This window comes from Streptomyces sp. NPDC046122 (assembly GCF_056429965.1).
Map to the genome: position 1 here is coordinate 1 of NZ_JBWKLQ010000019.1, position 15,129 is coordinate 15,129.

The following is a 15,129-nucleotide window of genomic DNA, read 5'->3' on the forward strand; positions in this document are numbered from 1 at the left end:
GGCAGATCTTCCGCAGATCCCGCATCAGCCCGAACCGCATGACCGTCATCACCAAAGCCGTCCTCACCCTGGAGCGGCAACACTGAAAACGCTCACTACTTGCATCAATGAACGGCCTAGGAGGCGGGACATGCATGTGCTCTTCGTGAAGCTCGCATGGGTAGCGGGAGCTGCATTGGTCGGCGAAATGATCAAAGCGGGCGTCGAGATTGCTGAGGATTGCGGGAAAGAGGTTCCCGGGTGGCTCAGCCGACTGCCCGGCCAGATTGAGGAGCACGCTCCTGGCGTGGTTGGCACGTTGGTGGGCAGGGGGCCGGAGCTTCGTGAGGCATACCGCTCTGCGCAGGGTCGCAAATAGGTGTGTGCAGGGAGGTTGCCTACTGGCTTGTTGAGTGGTCGGTAGCCATCCCCGTGAGCTGGAAAAGGCCCGTCCCTTCAAACCTTCGTCTCGATACTTGGCGCCTAGATCTTTTGGCCAACTGAGACGGGAACTGAGACGGAAAGGGCATAGGGCGGCGCCCCGAAAAGGGTGCCGCCCTATGTCTTGCCTGGTCAGGCGAGGGAGGCCGTGGCGGGAATCGAACCCGCGTAACTCGCTTTGCAGGCGAGTCCCTGAACCACTCGGGCACACGGCCGTGTGCTGATGTCACGACCGTAGGGCGGCCCGGGACGGCTCATCAAGGGATCCGTCCGCGCCGCAACGCGACTGCCACACCGCGTTCACAGGCCGCCTGCGGTCGTACGACCAAAGGCCGACCGCACGGTGGACCGAAGACAGGGTTCAAGAGCCGGTATGCCCCTTACTCTGGGCCAATGACCGCCCTGGAGCCACGCGACGCCGAGGTCGCGCCCGAAGCCGACGAGATACCCGGCGATCCCGCGGAGCGGAGCGGCGTCCTCGGCCGAGCCCATCGCGCGCTCAGCATCGGCATCATCGCCGTGGTGCTGCTCATCGCGTTCGAGGCGACCGCCGTCGGTACGGCGATGCCGGTCGCGGCGCGCGAGCTGAACGGCGTCTCGCTCTACGCGTTCGCCTTCTCCTCGTACTTCACCACCAGCCTCTTCGCCATGGTCCTGTCCGGGCAGTGGGCCGACCGCCGCGGTCCCCTCGCCCCGCTCGCCGCCGGCATCAGCGCCTTCGGGGCCGGGCTGCTGCTCTCCGGCACCGCGGACGCGATGTGGCTGTTCATCCTCGGCCGGGCGGTCCAGGGACTCGGCGGCGGACTGGTGATCGTCGCGCTGTACGTCGTCGTCAGCCGCGCGTACCCCTCCCGGCTCCAGCCCGCGATCCTGGCCGCCTTCGCCGCGAGCTGGGTGGTGCCGTCCGTCGTCGGCCCGCTCGTGTCCGGGACGGTCACCGAGCACCTCGGCTGGCGGTGGGTGTTCGTCGGCATCCCCGTCCTGGTCGTCTTCCCGCTCGCCATCGCCCTGCCCGCGATACGCCGCACGGCGGCGGGCCCCACCGACCCGGACGCCCCCGTCCCGGCCTTCGACCGCCGCCGCATCCGCCTCGCGCTCGGCATCTCGCTGGGCGCGGGCCTGCTCCAGTACGCGGGCCAGGACCTGCGGTGGCTATCGCTGCTCCCGGCGGCCGTGGGCGGTGCGCTGCTGGTGCCGGCCGTGCTCGGGCTGCTGCCGCGCGGCACGTACGTCGCGGCGCGCGGGCTGCCGTCGGTGGTGCTGCTGCGCGGGATCGCGGCGGGGGCGTTCGTCGCCGCCGAGTCCTTCGTACCGCTGATGCTGGTCACCCAGCGCGGGCTGTCGCCGACGCTGGCCGGGTTCTCGCTCGCGGCCGGCGGGGCGACGTGGGCGCTGGGTTCGTACGTACAGTCCCGGCCGCGCGTGGAGCCGTACCGCGAGCGGCTGGTGCCCGCCGGGATGGCGCTGGTAGCGGCGGCCATCGCGGCCGCGCCCAGCGTCCTGATCGCCGCCGTGCCGGTGTGGGTGGTCGCGGTCGCCTGGGGCGTCGGCTGCTTCGGCATGGGTCTGGTCATCGCCTCGACGAGCGTGCTGCTGCTCAAGCTGTCGGCCCCGCACGAGGCCGGATCGAACTCCGCCGCCCTGCAGATCTCGGACGGGCTGTCCAACGTCATGCTGCTGGCCGTCGGCGGCGCGGTCTTCGCGGCGCTGGGCGGGGGTGCGGTGGGCCACACCGTAGCTGCCCCCGGGGCGTCCGGGTCCCACCCGGCGGCCTTCGCGGCGGTGTTCCTGCCCATGGCCGGGGTGGCGCTGGTGGGGGCCTGGGTGGCCACGCGGCTGAGCGTGCGCGACGCCTGAGACACGGCGCGGGCCGGCCCGCGCGCAGGCCCGCGTGCCGGGGTGTGAGGTGGGTCCCACCAGGGGGTGGCCCGGGAGCGTTCAGCCGGATCGCGACCGGGCCACCGGTAGGGTGGCCCGGTTGTCTTACGTACCCCTGTGACCCAGAGAGCCCACCCGCCGCCCGCCGCCGCCCTGTCCGACGCGCTGCGCGCGGCCCCGAGGATTCCACCGGAGACCGTGACTACTACCGCCTCCCACCACCTCTCACCCGCCTTCCCCGGCCGCGCCCCCTGGGGCACCGCCAACAAGCTGCGTGCCTGGCAGCAGGGGGCGCTGGAGAAGTACATCCAGGAACAGCCGCGCGACTTCCTCGCCGTCGCGACGCCCGGCGCCGGCAAGACGACGTTCGCGCTGACGCTCGCCTCGTGGCTGCTGCACCACCACGTCGTGCAGCAGATCACCGTCGTCGCGCCGACCGAGCACCTCAAGAAGCAGTGGGCCGAGGCGGCGGCCCGCATAGGCATCAAGCTCGACCCGGACTACAGCGCCGGACCGCTCAGCAAGGAGTACCACGGGGTCGCCGTCACCTACGCCGGTGTCGGCGTGCGCCCGATGCTCCACCGCAACCGGTGCGAGCAGCGCAAGACGCTGGTCATCCTCGACGAGATCCACCACGCCGGCGACTCCAAGTCCTGGGGCGAGGCGTGCCAGGAGGCGTTCGACCCGGCGACCCGGCGCCTGGCCCTGACCGGTACGCCGTTCCGGTCCGACACCAACCCCATCCCCTTCGTCGCGTACGAGGAGGGGAACGACGGGATCCGGCGGTCCTCCGCCGACTACACCTACGGCTACGGGAACGCCCTGGCCGACGGCGTCGTGCGGCCGGTCATATTCCTCTCCTACAGCGGCAACATGCGCTGGCGCACCAAGGCCGGTGACGAGATCGCCGCCCGGCTCGGCGAGCCGATGACCAAGGACGCCATCGGCCAGGCGTGGCGCACGGCGCTCGCGCCGACGGGGGAGTGGATCCCCAACGTGCTCGCGGCCGCCGACACCCGGCTGACCGAGGTGCGAAAGGGAATCCCGGACGCCGGCGGGCTCGTCATCGCCTCGGACCAGGACACCGCCCGCGAGTACGCCAAGATCCTCAAGAAGATCACCGGCGACCGGCCGACCGTCGTCCTGTCCGACGAGAAGGCCGCCTCGAAGAAGATCGACCAGTTCAGCGCGGACGACTCCCGGTGGATGGTCGCGGTCCGCATGGTGTCCGAGGGCGTCGACGTGCCGAGGCTCGCCGTCGGCGTGTACGCCACGACCATCTCCACGCCGCTGTTCTTCGCCCAGGCCGTCGGGCGCTTCGTGCGATCGCGCAGACGCGGCGAGACCGCGTCGGTGTTCGTTCCCACGATTCCGATGCTCCTCGAGTTCGCCAACGAGATGGAGGTCGAGCGGGACCACGTCCTCGACAAGCCCAAGAAGGGCAGCGACGAGGAGAATCCCTTCGCGGAGGAGGACAAGCTCCTCGCCGACGCGGAGAAGCTGGAGGACGAGGAGACCGAGGACCAGCTGCCCTTCGAGGCCCTCGAATCCGACGCCGTCTTCGACCGCGTGCTCTACGACGGCGCGGAATTCGGCATGCAGGCCCACCCGGGCAGCGAGGAGGAGCAGGACTACCTCGGCATCCCGGGTCTGCTCGAGCCCGACCAGGTGCAGCTCCTGCTCCAGAAGCGCCAGACCCGGCAGATCGCGCACAGCCGCCAGAAACCGGCCGCCGAGGCGGATCTGCTGGAGAAGCCCGCCGAGTCGCGGCCCGTGGTCACGCACAAGCAGCTGCTGGAACTGCGCAAGTCGCTCAACACCATGGTCGGGGCGTACGTCCACCAGACCGGCAAGCCGCACGGCGTGATCCACACCGAGCTGCGGCGCGTCTGCGGCGGCCCGCCGAGCGCCGAGGCCACGGCCGGGCAGCTCCAGGAGCGGATCAAGAAGGTCCAGGAGTGGGCCACCCGGATGCGGTGAATTCCGTACGGGAGAAGTGCGAGCGGGGCCTGGAGGATCGTCTCCGGGCCCCGCTTCCGCGTGGAGGCGGAACCTCCAGATCCACGCCCGTCCCGATTCGGGGCCGAATGTGGATCAACTCCGCAGGCGCGCCCGGATTCTGGACGAGGTCTTCCGCTGAGCGGAGTCGATCGCTACCTTTCCCGCAACGCATACGCCCCGTGGCAGAGCCGCCCCGGAGCGCAGCCGGTGCCATGGCCTGCCGGCGGCCTCTGCGCGCGACGCCGATGGGACCGGCGACGCACAGCGTGAGAGAGCCGCCGCACTCACCACAGAGGAGTGGGCGTCGTGACCGCGGAAACCTCCCAGACGCTCGACCGGGGACTTCGTGTCCTCAAACTGCTTTCCGACACGGACCACGGTCTGACCGTCACCGAGCTGTCCAACAAGCTCGGTGTGAACCGCACCGTCGTCTACCGGCTGCTCGCCACCCTGGAGCAGCACGCGCTCGTACGCCGTGACCTGGGCGGACGTGCCCGCGTCGGCCTCGGCGTCCTGCGCCTGGGCCGGCAGGTCCACCCGCTCGTACGGGAGGCCGCCCTGCCCGCGCTGCGCTCGCTCGCCGAGGACATAGGCGCCACGGCACACCTGACGCTGGTCGACGGCACGGAGGCGCTCGCGGTCGCGGTCGTCGAACCGACGTGGACCGACTACCACGTGGCGTACCGCACCGGGTTCCGCCACCCCCTCGACCGGGGTGCGGCCGGCAAGGCCATTCTGGCCGCCCGCCAGGGCGCCCTCGCGGCTGACGGTTTCACCCTCACCCACGGCGAGCTGGAGGCGGGCGCCAGCGGCGCCGCGGCTCCGCTGGTCGGCATCACCGGTCTCGAGGGCAGCGTCGGCGTCGTCATGCTCGCCGACTCCGTGCCCGAGCGCGTCGGACCGCGTGTGGTCGACGCGGCCCGGGAGGTCGCCGACGCCCTGCGGTGAGGCAGGGCCCGGCGGCCGGCCCGCGAAGCGGTGCGGGAGGCGCACGGGGGGGAAAGTGCGGGCGCCCACTAGATTGGGGGCGTGCTCACACGCCTCTCCCGCCCCCGTGTCCTCGCCCTGTGCGCGGCCCCCGTGCTCGCGCTGTTCGCCGTGGCCGTCTTCGCGCCGCTGCCGTACGTCCTGGCACAGCCCGGCAGTACCGCGAACGTCCTGGGTGACGACAAGGGCAAGCCGGTGATCACCATCACCGGGGCGCCGGTCCGCAAGACCACCGGGCAGCTGCGGATGACGACGATCGTGGCGACCGGGCCGTCGGTCGACGTCGACCTGGGGCAGGTCGTCGACGCCTGGTTCCGCACCGACCGGGCCGTCCTGCCCAAGGAGGCGGTCTACCCGACCGGCGGCACCGACGCCGAGATCGAGAAGCACAACGTCGCCGAGATGGAACAGTCGCAGGAGACCGCCGTAGACGCGGCGCTCGGTTACCTCGGCAAGAGCCCCGACCAGGTGGAGGTCGACCTCAACCTCGCCGACATCGGCGGCCCCAGCGCCGGCCTCCTCTTCTCGCTGGGCATCGTGAACAAGCTCGACGGCGACGGCGCGGGCGGCGACCTCACCGACGGCCGCACCATCGCCGGTACGGGCACGATCACCTCGGACGGCGAGGTGGGCCCCGTCGGCGGCGTACCGCTCAAGACGCAGGCGGCCCGGCGCGACGGGGCGACGGTCTTCCTCGTACCGGAGGACGAGTGCGGGCAGGCTCAGGCCGAGCTGCCCGACGGGCTGCGGCTGGTGCCGGTGACCACCCTCAAGGACGCGGTGCGGGCTCTGGACGCCCTGGGGACGAAGGGCGCGAAGGTTCCGAGCTGCTGACCGACGCGGCGGCCGGTACGGTGTCCATCGCCCGCCAGGACGGGAAGAGCGCCGGGCTCAGCGTCGCCAGGAAGTACGCTCCGCCCATCACCAGCAGCGCCGTGACGAGCCCCGCCTCCTCGACGAGCAGCCCCGCCGCGAGACCGCCCAGCGGCATCGTCAGCTCGCAGCCGGCCGTGGACACGCCGCCGACGCGGCTGCGCAGCTCCTGGGGAACGCGCTCGTACGTCACCGTCGTCAGGATGGGGTTGAGCATCCCGGCGGCCAGGCCGCCCGCCGCCATCGTGACGGCCAGCGCCAGCGTCCCGTCCGCCAGCGCGGCGACGACGAAGCGCGGCAGCCCGCAGATCAGGAACGCGACGGTGAAGACGGCCCGGCGAGGGAAGCGCTCGCCGACCGCGCCGTAGAGCAGGGCGCCGAGCAGCGCGGACCCGCCGAAGACGGCGGCGAGCAGGCCGAGGTCGGTCGCGCCCCCCAGGTTGTCCTTGGCGTGGACGGGCAGGAGGACCGAACTCCAGCCCTGGTCGAGACCGTTGGTGAGCATCACCATCAGGACGACGGCGAGCAGGAGACGGTGGCGCAGCAGGAAGACGTACCCCTCGCGCAGTTCCGCGCGGTAGGTCGCGAACGACACCGGCGCCGCCGCCTTCTGCGGCTCGGCCGCCCGTACGCCGCGTACTCCGCCCGCGACCAACAGCGCCGACACGGCGAACGTGGCCGCGTCGAGCAGCAGCACCGCCTCCGCTCCGAGCACCGCGATCAGTACGCCCGCGAGGGCGGCGCCGATCATGCGGGCCCCGCGCGAGACGCCCTCGAAGAGGCTGGCGGCGCGGGCGAGGGTGGTGCCGGCGTGGGCGGCGAGGTCGGGGACCAGGACGTAACGGGCGGTCATGCCGGGCGTGTGGGCGAGGCCGCCCAGTGCCATCAGGGCGCAGAGCATCCAGAACTCCAGCACCCCGGCCCAGTGCAGCAGCGGGATCGTGCCGACGGCGAGCCCGCACACCAGGTCGGAGGCGACGGAGACCCGGCGGCGGCCGATCCGGTCGATCAGCGGGCCGCCGACGAGCGCGGCGACGACGACCGGCAGCGTCGCGCAGAAGGCGACGACGCCTGCGCGCCCCGCGCTGCCCGTGGTGTCGAGCACGAACCACGGGACGCCGATCATCGTGAGTGAGGTGCCGGCTGTGGAGATGGTGTGGGCGGCCAGTACGGACGCGAACGGTTTTCGTCCCCCCGGGGCGGTCATGCGATACGGGCCGACCGGGCGGGAGGGTGCTGGGCGAGGCGCAGGCCCAGCTCGACCATGGTCCAGCCGAGGCGGGCGCGCAGGACGCGGCGGGGTGCGGGGCGGGGACCACGGCTGTACTCGGCGGCCTGCGCGTGCAGTTCGGCGGCGCGCTGGTGGTGGAGGCGCAGGTGGGTGTCGGGGTGCATGACGGGTGGGTTCCTCTCAGTCCGTGGAGCGGCGGGGGAACGAGTGTGTGTGCAGGCGGACTTGGGCTGATCCCTCGTCGGACAGCCCGTGGTAGCCGACGATGAGCTCGTGGATCTTCTCGTTCAGCTCCCTCAGCTGCTCAGGGGTGAGCTGGAGCGTGAAGTCGCTCATGTCGGAGCTGGCGGCCCATTCCTCGGGCCATTCGCGCGAGGTGGCGAGCCAGGTGCCGAGCTCCTGGGTGTGGATGTTCGCGATCTCGTGCAGGAAGAGGTCGGCGGCTCCGCGTACGGCGGGATCGGGGCTGCGGTGCAGCTCCCTGCTGAAGGTGGTCCCTTCCTGGGCCGCCTTCCACCACCGCTCGCGGCCCTTGCCGCGCTCGGGGTCGTCCTCGACGAACCCGTGGGCGGCGAGCTGGCGCAGGTGGTAGCTGGTGGCGCCACTGGATTCGCCGAGGCGCTCGCCGAGTTGGGAGGCGGTGGCGGGACCGTCGTGCCGGAGGGACTTCAGGAGCTGGATGCGCAGGGGGTGGGCGAGGCCGCGCAGGGAACGGGCGTCCAGGACGCGGGACTTGGCCGCCTCGGGGTCGGGGTGCGGGGCGGGCTCGGGCTCGGGCTCGGTGGGCATGCTCCGACCCTAGGCTTGCAAAGACAGCTTTGCAAGCACTCCATTGCAAGCTTTTCTTTGCATGCCTCGGCGATGTCTGCGATGTCGGTGGTGTGGCGATCCCGGTGATCCCGGTGACGCTGGTGATGCCCGTGCCGCCCGTCCCGCGCGTCAGCCCGTCCCGTCCGCCGCGGCCTGTTCCACCAGCGGGATGATCCGCAGGGGCACCGGGTTCTCCATGACGATCGCCGTGGACGCCCGCACGATGCCCTCGAACCCGACGACCCGGTCGATCACCCGCTGCAGATCGGCGTTCGAGCGGGCGACCAGGCGGCAGAGCATGTCGCCGTGCCCGGTGGTGGTGTGCAGTTCCAGCACCTCGGGGACCGTCGCCAGGTGCGCCCGTACGTCCGCCCCCTGGCCCTGTTTGATCTCCAGTGTCGCGAACGCCGTCACCGGGTAGCCGAGGGCGGCCGGATCGACGTCCGGTCCGAAGCCGCGGATCACCCCTTTGGACTGAAGCCGGTCCATCCGTGCCTGGACCGTCCCGCGCGCCACGCCGAGGCGGCGCGAAGCCTCCAGGACGCCGATGCGCGGCTCGCGTGCGAGCAGCACGATGAGCCGGCCGTCGAGTTCGTCGATACCGTCGGTGGACATGGGCGCCGCCTGCTTCCCGAACCTCGCGATGACCCTGGTCATCCTGTACAGATCGCCCCTCCATTCTGGCGTTCCGCTGGTCAGATTGCCCAGCGTTTCAACGAACTATTGCGCAGCTTGCGATACGGAGAGACTCTGCCGCCATGACTGAGACCACGCAGCACACCACCCCCAGCACCGCGCGCGAGGCCGACCCCTTCCCGGTCAAGGGAATGGACGCGGTCGTCTTCGCCGTCGGCAACGCCAAGCAGGCCGCGCACTACTACTCGACCGCCTTCGGCATGAAGCTCGTCGCCTACTCCGGACCGGAGAACGGCAGCCGCGAGACGGCCAGTTACGTACTGACCAACGGCGCCGCGCGCTTCGTCCTCACGTCCGTCATCAAGCCCTCCACCGACCGGGGCCGCTTCCTGGCCGACCACGTCGCCGAGCACGGCGACGGCGTCGTCGACCTGGCCATCGAGGTCCCGGACGCCCGTGCGGCGTACGCCTACGCCGTGGAGCACGGGGCGCGCGGCATCGAGGAGCCGCACGAGGTCAAGGACGAGCACGGCGTCGTCGTGCTGGCCGCGATCGCGACGTACGGCAAGACCCGGCACACCCTGGTCGACCGCTCCGGTTACGACGGCCCGTACCTCCCCGGCTTCGTCGCCGCCGACCCGATGGTCGAGCCGCCGGCCAAGCGCACCTTCCAGGCGATCGACCACTGCGTCGGCAACGTCGAGCTCGGCAAGATGAACGAGTGGGTCGCCTTCTACAACAAGGTCATGGGCTTCACCAACATGAAGGAGTTCGTGGGCGACGACATCGCCACCGAGTACTCCGCCCTCATGTCGAAGGTCGTCGCGGACGGCACCCTGAAGGTGAAGTTCCCGATCAACGAGCCCGCGATCGCGAAGAAGAAGTCGCAGATCGACGAGTACCTGGAGTTCTACGGCGGCGCCGGCGTCCAGCACATCGCGCTCGCCACGAACGACATCGTCGCCACCGTGCGCAGCATGCGGGCGAATGGCGTCCGGTTCCTCGACACCCCCGACTCGTACTACGACACCCTCGGCGAGTGGGCCGGCGAGACCCGCGTCCCCGTCGAGACGCTGCGCGAGCTGAAGATCCTCGTCGACCGTGACGAGGACGGCTACCTGCTCCAGATCTTCACCAAGCCGGTCCAGGACCGTCCGACCGTCTTCTTCGAGATGATCGAGCGCCACGGTTCGATGGGCTTCGGCAAGGGCAACTTCAAGGCGCTCTTCGAGGCGATCGAGCGCGAGCAGGAGAAGCGCGGCAACCTCTAGCGGAAACCGCCACCCGGCCGCCACGACACGGCATTCGGGGCATCCGTCACCGCCTTCCGGGCCTGGTGGATGCCCCTGTCGGGCTCCGATGATCTCCCCGGTACTCTGGCCGCTCGCACGAGTCACGGGGGAGCCGCGATGCCGGGGAGCGGAAGCATAAATGTCGAGCCGTCGGAGCTGCGGGCCTCCGCCGGCGCCGCCGACGCGGTGGGCAACGGCCTGCGCGCGCCGGTGCGGAAGGCCGAGACCGACGCCAGGTCGGCGTCCGTCTCCATGAACAAGTGGTCGATAGCCGCCGAACTTGAACGCGTGGCGAACGACTGGGGCACGGCCCTGAACGATCTGCGCAAGAGCATCGGCGGCGAGGGTGGCGACAGCGAGGCCGAGCGGCTGCGGCGCACCGCCGACGGCCACGAGTTCAACGAGGACCTGACCGCCCGTTCCTTCGCGGCGGTGTGACGTGGCCGCCCGGTTCAGCGTTCTCATGAAGCAGGACTTCTCCGACCTCGAAGCGGCTGCTGACTCCTGGCGGGCCCTGGCCGAGAAGCTGGAGGCCGCCCAGGTCCAGCACCGGCGCCAGGTCACCGGGCCGCTGCACGCGTCCGGCTGGGAGGGCACCGACGCCACGTACGGCTTCATGATGATGGAGGACAACGAGCGCAAGCTCGGCAACTCCCAGTCGCAGGCCGGTTCCATCGCCACGGTCCTCAAGGGCACGCACGAGAAGATGCAGCTCGCGCAGCAGAATCTGCGCAAGGCGGTCCGAGAGGCCGAGGCCGACCGGTACGCCGTCGACGACGACGGCTGGGTCTCGGACCCCACCGACGACAACATGTCCTCGGCGGAGCGGCACGACCCCGACTACCAGCAGTCCCGGCAGGGGCGCAGCGGTCCGCTCGGCGAGTACCGGGCCCGTATCGAACAGGCGGTCGCCGACGCCGAAGCCGCCTCGAACGAGGGCAAGGCGCTGCTCCATCAGATCGACACCTTCGACCTCGACAAGGTGTACGGCTCCAAGAGCGCCCAGGACGACGCGAAGCTGGTGGCCGGCTCGTACGGGATCGACGAGAAGGACATCCCGAGCGACAAGGACCCCAAGAAGAACGCCGCCTGGTGGAAGAGCCTCACCCCCGAGCAGCGGCAGATGTACATGGACGCCTACCCGCAGAAGGTCGGGTGGCTCGACGGCATCCCTTCGGCGGACCGCGACGAGGCCAACCGCAAGTCCATCGAGCTCTCGCTGGGCGCCTACCGCGAGAAGGAGCAGGCCGGCCAACTGGGCATCCACGACGACCGCCAGTACTCGGGCCTGCTCAAGCTCCAGGACGAACTCGACAAGGCGGACGGCGCCACCCGCCCGAGCGACGAGCTCTACGTGCTGGGCATCGACGCCGAGAAGGGCGACGGCCGGGCGCTGGTGGCCCGGGGCAACCCGGACACCGCCGACAACACGGCAATCCAGGTGCCGGGGACCGGCAACGACCTGACGAACATCGACGACCAGATCAACCGTGCCGGCCGCCTCCAGGGAGCGGCTATGAAGGCCGATCCCGCTGCCAGCACTTCCGTCGTTGCCTGGCTCGGTTACGACGCCCCCGAAGCCGACGGCAGTGTGGTGACCACCGGGCGTGCCGAGGACGGTGCCCAGGATCTGCGCGGCTTCACCCACGGGCTGCGCGAGTCCCACCAGGGCGAGCCCACCCATATGACGGTGCTCGGGCACAGCTACGGTTCGACGATGGTGGGCGCGGCGGCGTCGGGCGGCGGGGGCCTCGGCGCGGACGACGTCGTGGTCGTCGGAAGCCCGGGTATGACGGTCGACCACGCGTCGGACCTCAACATGGACGCCGACCATGTGTGGGCCGGGTACGCGGAGGACGACCCGGTCACCGAGGAATTCTCCGACCTTACGCTCGGGGAGAACCCGGCGCAGGAGGAGTTCGGGGGCCGGGTGTTCGACGTCGACACCGAAGGCCACAGCGGTTACTGGGACGAGGGCAGCGAAAGCCTCCGCAATCAGGGAAGGATCATCGTGGGGCAGCCGCCCAGCGAGGGTCAGCACCGGGAGAACGACTAGCGTGCCCGGGTACTCGCCCCGGCCGGGAGCCTGCTGAACATGCCCATACACATGAAGCGCCGCCGTACCGTCCTGCCCGGACTGACACTCCTGGCGCTGCTCGCTACTGGAGGATGCATGACCGACAACGGCAAGAACGCTCCGCTCCCCGTGAAGAGCCAGCAGAAGGCCGAGTACGAGGTCCGGGCCCTGATTGATCTGCTGGCCGAGGAGATCGGGTCCGAGGTCGATGCCAAGTCGGTCGACAAGCGATTCCGGGACTGCATCGGCAAGAACAACGAAACCGCCAACGACGGGCGGTTCGACCTGGACTACACGGCTCAGGCTCCGCTGCCCCGCCCGCAGTACAACACCGCGCTCGGCAAGCTGAAGAAGAGGCTGAAGGCCGAGGGGTACAAGGTCACCAGCTACCGCGAGGGCGACTGGCGGCACATCCTGCTGTACGCGAAGGGCGGTGACACCAACTTCTTCGTGTCGGTCGGTGCGATGAAACCCCCGTACGACCGGATGATCCTCAGCGTCACCACCCCCTGCTTCCTTCCGCCGGAAACGGAGCAGGAAGTGGTGTCCGCCCCGCTTCCGCGCCCGCAGCGCGAGTCTGTGCCGATTGCCGCTCAGGCTCCGGCTCAGAAACGGCCCGCGATCCAGCGCCCCACGGGAGCCGGTGACTTCGGCTGAGTACGGGCGTGGCGCGAGGGGCTGCTTGTGCTGCGTGCGCGGGGTCGCGCGCCCCTGCCCTGTGGGGCCGATGCTCGCTACCGTGAGTCATGGCCATGACTAGCGTCAGTGCGAGTACGAGTGACGAGCGCATCGACTTGGCGGTGCCGTCCAGAAGATGGCACTGGAAGAGGCAGCTCGCGCACACCACCGTTCTGCAGTCCTTCGCCTTCGACGAATCCCGGCAGCGCCTGTACGTCCTCCAGGTCATGCAGGGGGGCATCAGACTCCCGGGCGAGTCCCGCGCGTACAGCGGCACGGAGCGGCGGCAGCGCGGCGACATGTGCCTGAACCGGCTCGACCTCAAGGGCGCCCGGCTGGGTCGCATGTTCCTGCTGGGGCACGGGCACGGCGTCGGCATGGGCGTCGAGCGCGACGCCTCCGGTGCGGCCTGGATCTGGACCGAGTCGGACGGGCGGACCGCGCAGAGCGGGGCGTTCGGGCGCGGCATCACGCGCTTCCGGTTCGTGGACCGCACGGTGCGCCGCAGTTCGGCCGAGTCCACCCGCTACCCGGTCGCCGGCTCCACCGCGAACCAGCCGTCCGTCGACATGAGCCGCAAGCGGATCGCCGTCCGCCACCGCCTCGACGGCGAGATCCGCTACCGCGTCTTCTCGCTCGCCCACGCCGTCGCCGGCGACTTCTCCAAGCCCCTGCACGACTTTCCGCAGGCCCCCGCGCACCCCGACCCGGACATCGACTTCCAGGGCTTCGCGCTGTACGGCAACTACCTCTACCAGCTCGCCGGGGAGCCGTACGGGACCGGCAATCCGCGCTCCGGCCGGGGCAACACGTACGTCTCCTGCATCGACGTCCGCACCGGCGACATGGTCCAGCGCACCCGTACCAAGGCCGGTTACTCCCTCGACTACCGGGAGCCGGAAGGTCTCGCCGTGCGGCGCGCCGGCAAGCCGCGGCTGTGCATGGGCTTCGCGTCGGGAGAAGCGGGCGCGCGCAGGTACTCGATCTACTACAAGCAGCACGGGGGATCCGCATAGGCTGCCGTGCATGGCCAGGATGAACGACGTGGGCGGCATGCAGGGCTTCGGGCCCGTCGACACCACCGACGACACAGCGCCCTTCCACGCCGACTGGGAGGCCCGCGTCTTCGCCCTGAACGGCGCCCTCATCGCCCAGAAGGTCTACAACCTCGACGAGTTCCGCGACGCCGTCGAGTCGATGCCGCCCGCGGAGTACCTCGCGGCCTCCTACTACGAGCGGTGGCTCTTCGCGATCCGCACGCTGCTGGAGCGCAAGGGCGTCGTCGCGGCGGGCGAGCTCGATGACTGACGACCGTTACGCACCGGGCGCGCGCGTCCGCACCGTCGACCACGACCCGCCGCACCACACCCGGCTGCCCCGGTACGCCCGGGGCAAGCGCGGCACGGTCGTCGAGGCGGAGGGGCACGCGCCGCTCGCCGACGTACGGGCTCAAGGGCGCACGGACTGCCCCGTGGAACAGGTGTACGCCGTGCGGTTCGCGGCGCGGGACCTGTGGGGCGAGGGTGAGCATCACGTGGTCCTGGACCTGTTCGAAAGCTATCTGGAGGACGACGAACTGTGAGCGCAGCCCATTCCGACGCGCTGATCTCCCGCCGGGTCCGGCGGCTGGAGACGCTGCTGGAGGAGCGCGGCATCGTCACCGGCGCGGCGGTCGACGAGGCCGTCGACGCGTTCCTCAGGGGCGCCTCGCCGGCCGGGGGCGCGCGCGTCGTCGCCCGGGCCTGGACCGACGCGGGGTTCCGGGAGCGACTGCTGGCCGACGGGACCGCGGCCGTCGCGGAGCTGGGGCTCTCGGCGGGGGGCGTGCAGCCGCAGCGGCTGCGGGTCGTCGAGAACACGGCCGGCACGCACAACGTGGTGGTCTGCACGCTCTGTTCCTGCTACCCGGTCCGGCTGCTCGGGCCGTCGCCCAGCTGGTACAAGAGCGAGGCGTACCGGTCCCGGGTGGTGCGGGAGCCCCGGGCGGTGCTGGCGGAGTTCGGCCTGACACTGGCGCAGGACGTCGCCGTGACGGTGTGGGACTCCACGTCGGAGACCCGATACATGGTCCTGCCGCGCCGGCCCGCGGGCACGGAGGGCCTGGACGAACCGGCCCTGGCCGCCCTGGTCACCCGCAACGCCCTGATCGGCACGGCGGCGCTGTAGCCGGTGCGGCGTCCCGGCCGCGAGCCGGTCCGCGGGCCGGGGGCCTCCCCGGGCGTCGGAGGCCGCGTCACGGGCCCGGT

16 protein-coding genes, 1 tRNA gene and 1 pseudogene are annotated in these 15,129 nt (G+C 70.9%); 13 read left to right on the forward strand and 5 right to left on the reverse strand.

Annotated features, from left to right (window positions below):
- A pseudogene (locus AC07FK_RS31060) lies at positions 1-86 on the forward strand (IS5/IS1182 family transposase); the annotation flags it as partial.
- Between the two features lie 477 nt (positions 87-563).
- Here AC07FK_RS31060 and AC07FK_RS31065 read toward each other — a convergent pair.
- Positions 564-635 (reverse strand) — tRNA-Cys (locus tag AC07FK_RS31065).
- Positions 636-813: 178 nt separating this feature from the next.
- On the opposite strand from AC07FK_RS31065, the gene AC07FK_RS31070 reads away from it, so the two are divergent.
- The 4 genes from AC07FK_RS31070 (at position 814) to AC07FK_RS31085 (ending at position 6,120) form a co-directional block, all read left to right on the forward strand.
- Positions 814-2,277, forward strand: a complete 1,464-nt coding sequence (locus AC07FK_RS31070; RefSeq protein WP_479108265.1) for an MFS transporter — start codon at positions 814-816, stop codon at positions 2,275-2,277.
- Positions 2,278-2,496: 219 nt separating this feature from the next.
- Positions 2,497-4,278, forward strand: a complete 1,782-nt coding sequence (locus AC07FK_RS31075; RefSeq protein ID WP_479108340.1) for a DEAD/DEAH box helicase — start codon at positions 2,497-2,499, stop codon at positions 4,276-4,278.
- 327 nt (positions 4,279-4,605) lie between these two features.
- The gene (locus tag AC07FK_RS31080; protein WP_479108266.1) at positions 4,606-5,247 is read left to right on the forward strand and encodes an IclR family transcriptional regulator; all 642 of its coding nucleotides are present in this window, start codon (positions 4,606-4,608) and stop codon (positions 5,245-5,247) included.
- An 81-nt stretch (positions 5,248-5,328) separates the two neighbouring features.
- Positions 5,329-6,120 carry a S16 family serine protease gene (locus AC07FK_RS31085; protein ID WP_479108267.1) on the forward strand — a complete coding sequence of 264 codons (792 nt, stop codon included), beginning with the start codon at positions 5,329-5,331 and terminating at the stop codon, positions 6,118-6,120.
- Here AC07FK_RS31085 and AC07FK_RS31090 read toward each other — a convergent pair.
- The 4 genes from AC07FK_RS31090 to AC07FK_RS31105 all read right to left on the reverse strand — a co-directional run bounded on the left by AC07FK_RS31090 (position 6,056) and on the right by AC07FK_RS31105 (position 8,815).
- Entirely contained in the window at positions 6,056-7,366 is a 1,311-nt protein-coding gene (locus AC07FK_RS31090) for an MFS transporter (RefSeq protein ID WP_479108268.1), read from the reverse strand. The genes AC07FK_RS31085 and AC07FK_RS31090 overlap by 65 nt on opposite strands.
- On the reverse strand, positions 7,363-7,554 hold the full coding sequence (locus AC07FK_RS31095; protein WP_479108269.1) for a hypothetical protein: 192 nt from the start codon (positions 7,552-7,554) through the stop codon (positions 7,363-7,365). The genes AC07FK_RS31090 and AC07FK_RS31095 overlap by 4 nt, the downstream gene beginning before the upstream one ends.
- 16 nt (positions 7,555-7,570) lie before the next feature.
- Positions 7,571-8,179 carry an ArsR/SmtB family transcription factor gene (locus AC07FK_RS31100; protein ID WP_479108270.1) on the reverse strand — a complete coding sequence of 203 codons (609 nt, stop codon included), beginning with the start codon at positions 8,177-8,179 and terminating at the stop codon, positions 7,571-7,573.
- Positions 8,180-8,329: 150 nt separating this feature from the next.
- Complete coding sequence (locus tag AC07FK_RS31105) at positions 8,330-8,815, reverse strand: Lrp/AsnC family transcriptional regulator (protein ID WP_479108271.1); 486 nt, start codon at positions 8,813-8,815, stop codon at positions 8,330-8,332.
- 143 nt (positions 8,816-8,958) lie between these two features.
- Here AC07FK_RS31105 and hppD point away from each other — a divergent pair, with 143 nt between their 5' ends.
- The 8 genes from hppD (at position 8,959) to nthA (ending at position 15,049) form a co-directional block, all read left to right on the forward strand.
- Entirely contained in the window at positions 8,959-10,107 is a 1,149-nt protein-coding gene (gene hppD / locus AC07FK_RS31110; protein WP_386713253.1) for a 4-hydroxyphenylpyruvate dioxygenase, read from the forward strand.
- Positions 10,108-10,245: 138 nt separating this feature from the next.
- Complete coding sequence (locus AC07FK_RS31115; RefSeq protein WP_479108272.1) at positions 10,246-10,566, forward strand: hypothetical protein; 321 nt, start codon at positions 10,246-10,248, stop codon at positions 10,564-10,566.
- Positions 10,567-10,591: 25 nt separating this feature from the next.
- Positions 10,592-12,184, forward strand: coding sequence for an alpha/beta hydrolase (locus AC07FK_RS31120; RefSeq protein ID WP_479108273.1), 1,593 nt, complete (start codon positions 10,592-10,594; stop codon positions 12,182-12,184).
- Positions 12,185-12,223: 39 nt separating this feature from the next.
- A complete protein-coding gene (locus AC07FK_RS31125) occupies positions 12,224-12,862 on the forward strand; it encodes a hypothetical protein (protein ID WP_479108274.1) in 639 nt (212 codons plus the stop codon).
- Between the two features lie 89 nt (positions 12,863-12,951).
- Complete coding sequence (locus AC07FK_RS31130) at positions 12,952-13,899, forward strand: phage baseplate protein (protein WP_479108275.1); 948 nt, start codon at positions 12,952-12,954, stop codon at positions 13,897-13,899.
- Between the two features lie 10 nt (positions 13,900-13,909).
- Positions 13,910-14,191, forward strand: coding sequence for a hypothetical protein (locus AC07FK_RS31135; RefSeq protein WP_479108276.1), 282 nt, complete (start codon positions 13,910-13,912; stop codon positions 14,189-14,191).
- Complete coding sequence (locus AC07FK_RS31140; RefSeq protein ID WP_479108277.1) at positions 14,184-14,465, forward strand: SH3-like domain-containing protein; 282 nt, start codon at positions 14,184-14,186, stop codon at positions 14,463-14,465. The genes AC07FK_RS31135 and AC07FK_RS31140 overlap by 8 nt, the downstream gene beginning before the upstream one ends.
- Entirely contained in the window at positions 14,462-15,049 is a 588-nt protein-coding gene (gene nthA / locus AC07FK_RS31145) for a nitrile hydratase subunit alpha (RefSeq protein WP_479108278.1), read from the forward strand. Before AC07FK_RS31140 ends, nthA begins: the two co-directional genes overlap by 4 nt.
- Positions 15,050-15,129 lie beyond the last annotated feature (80 nt).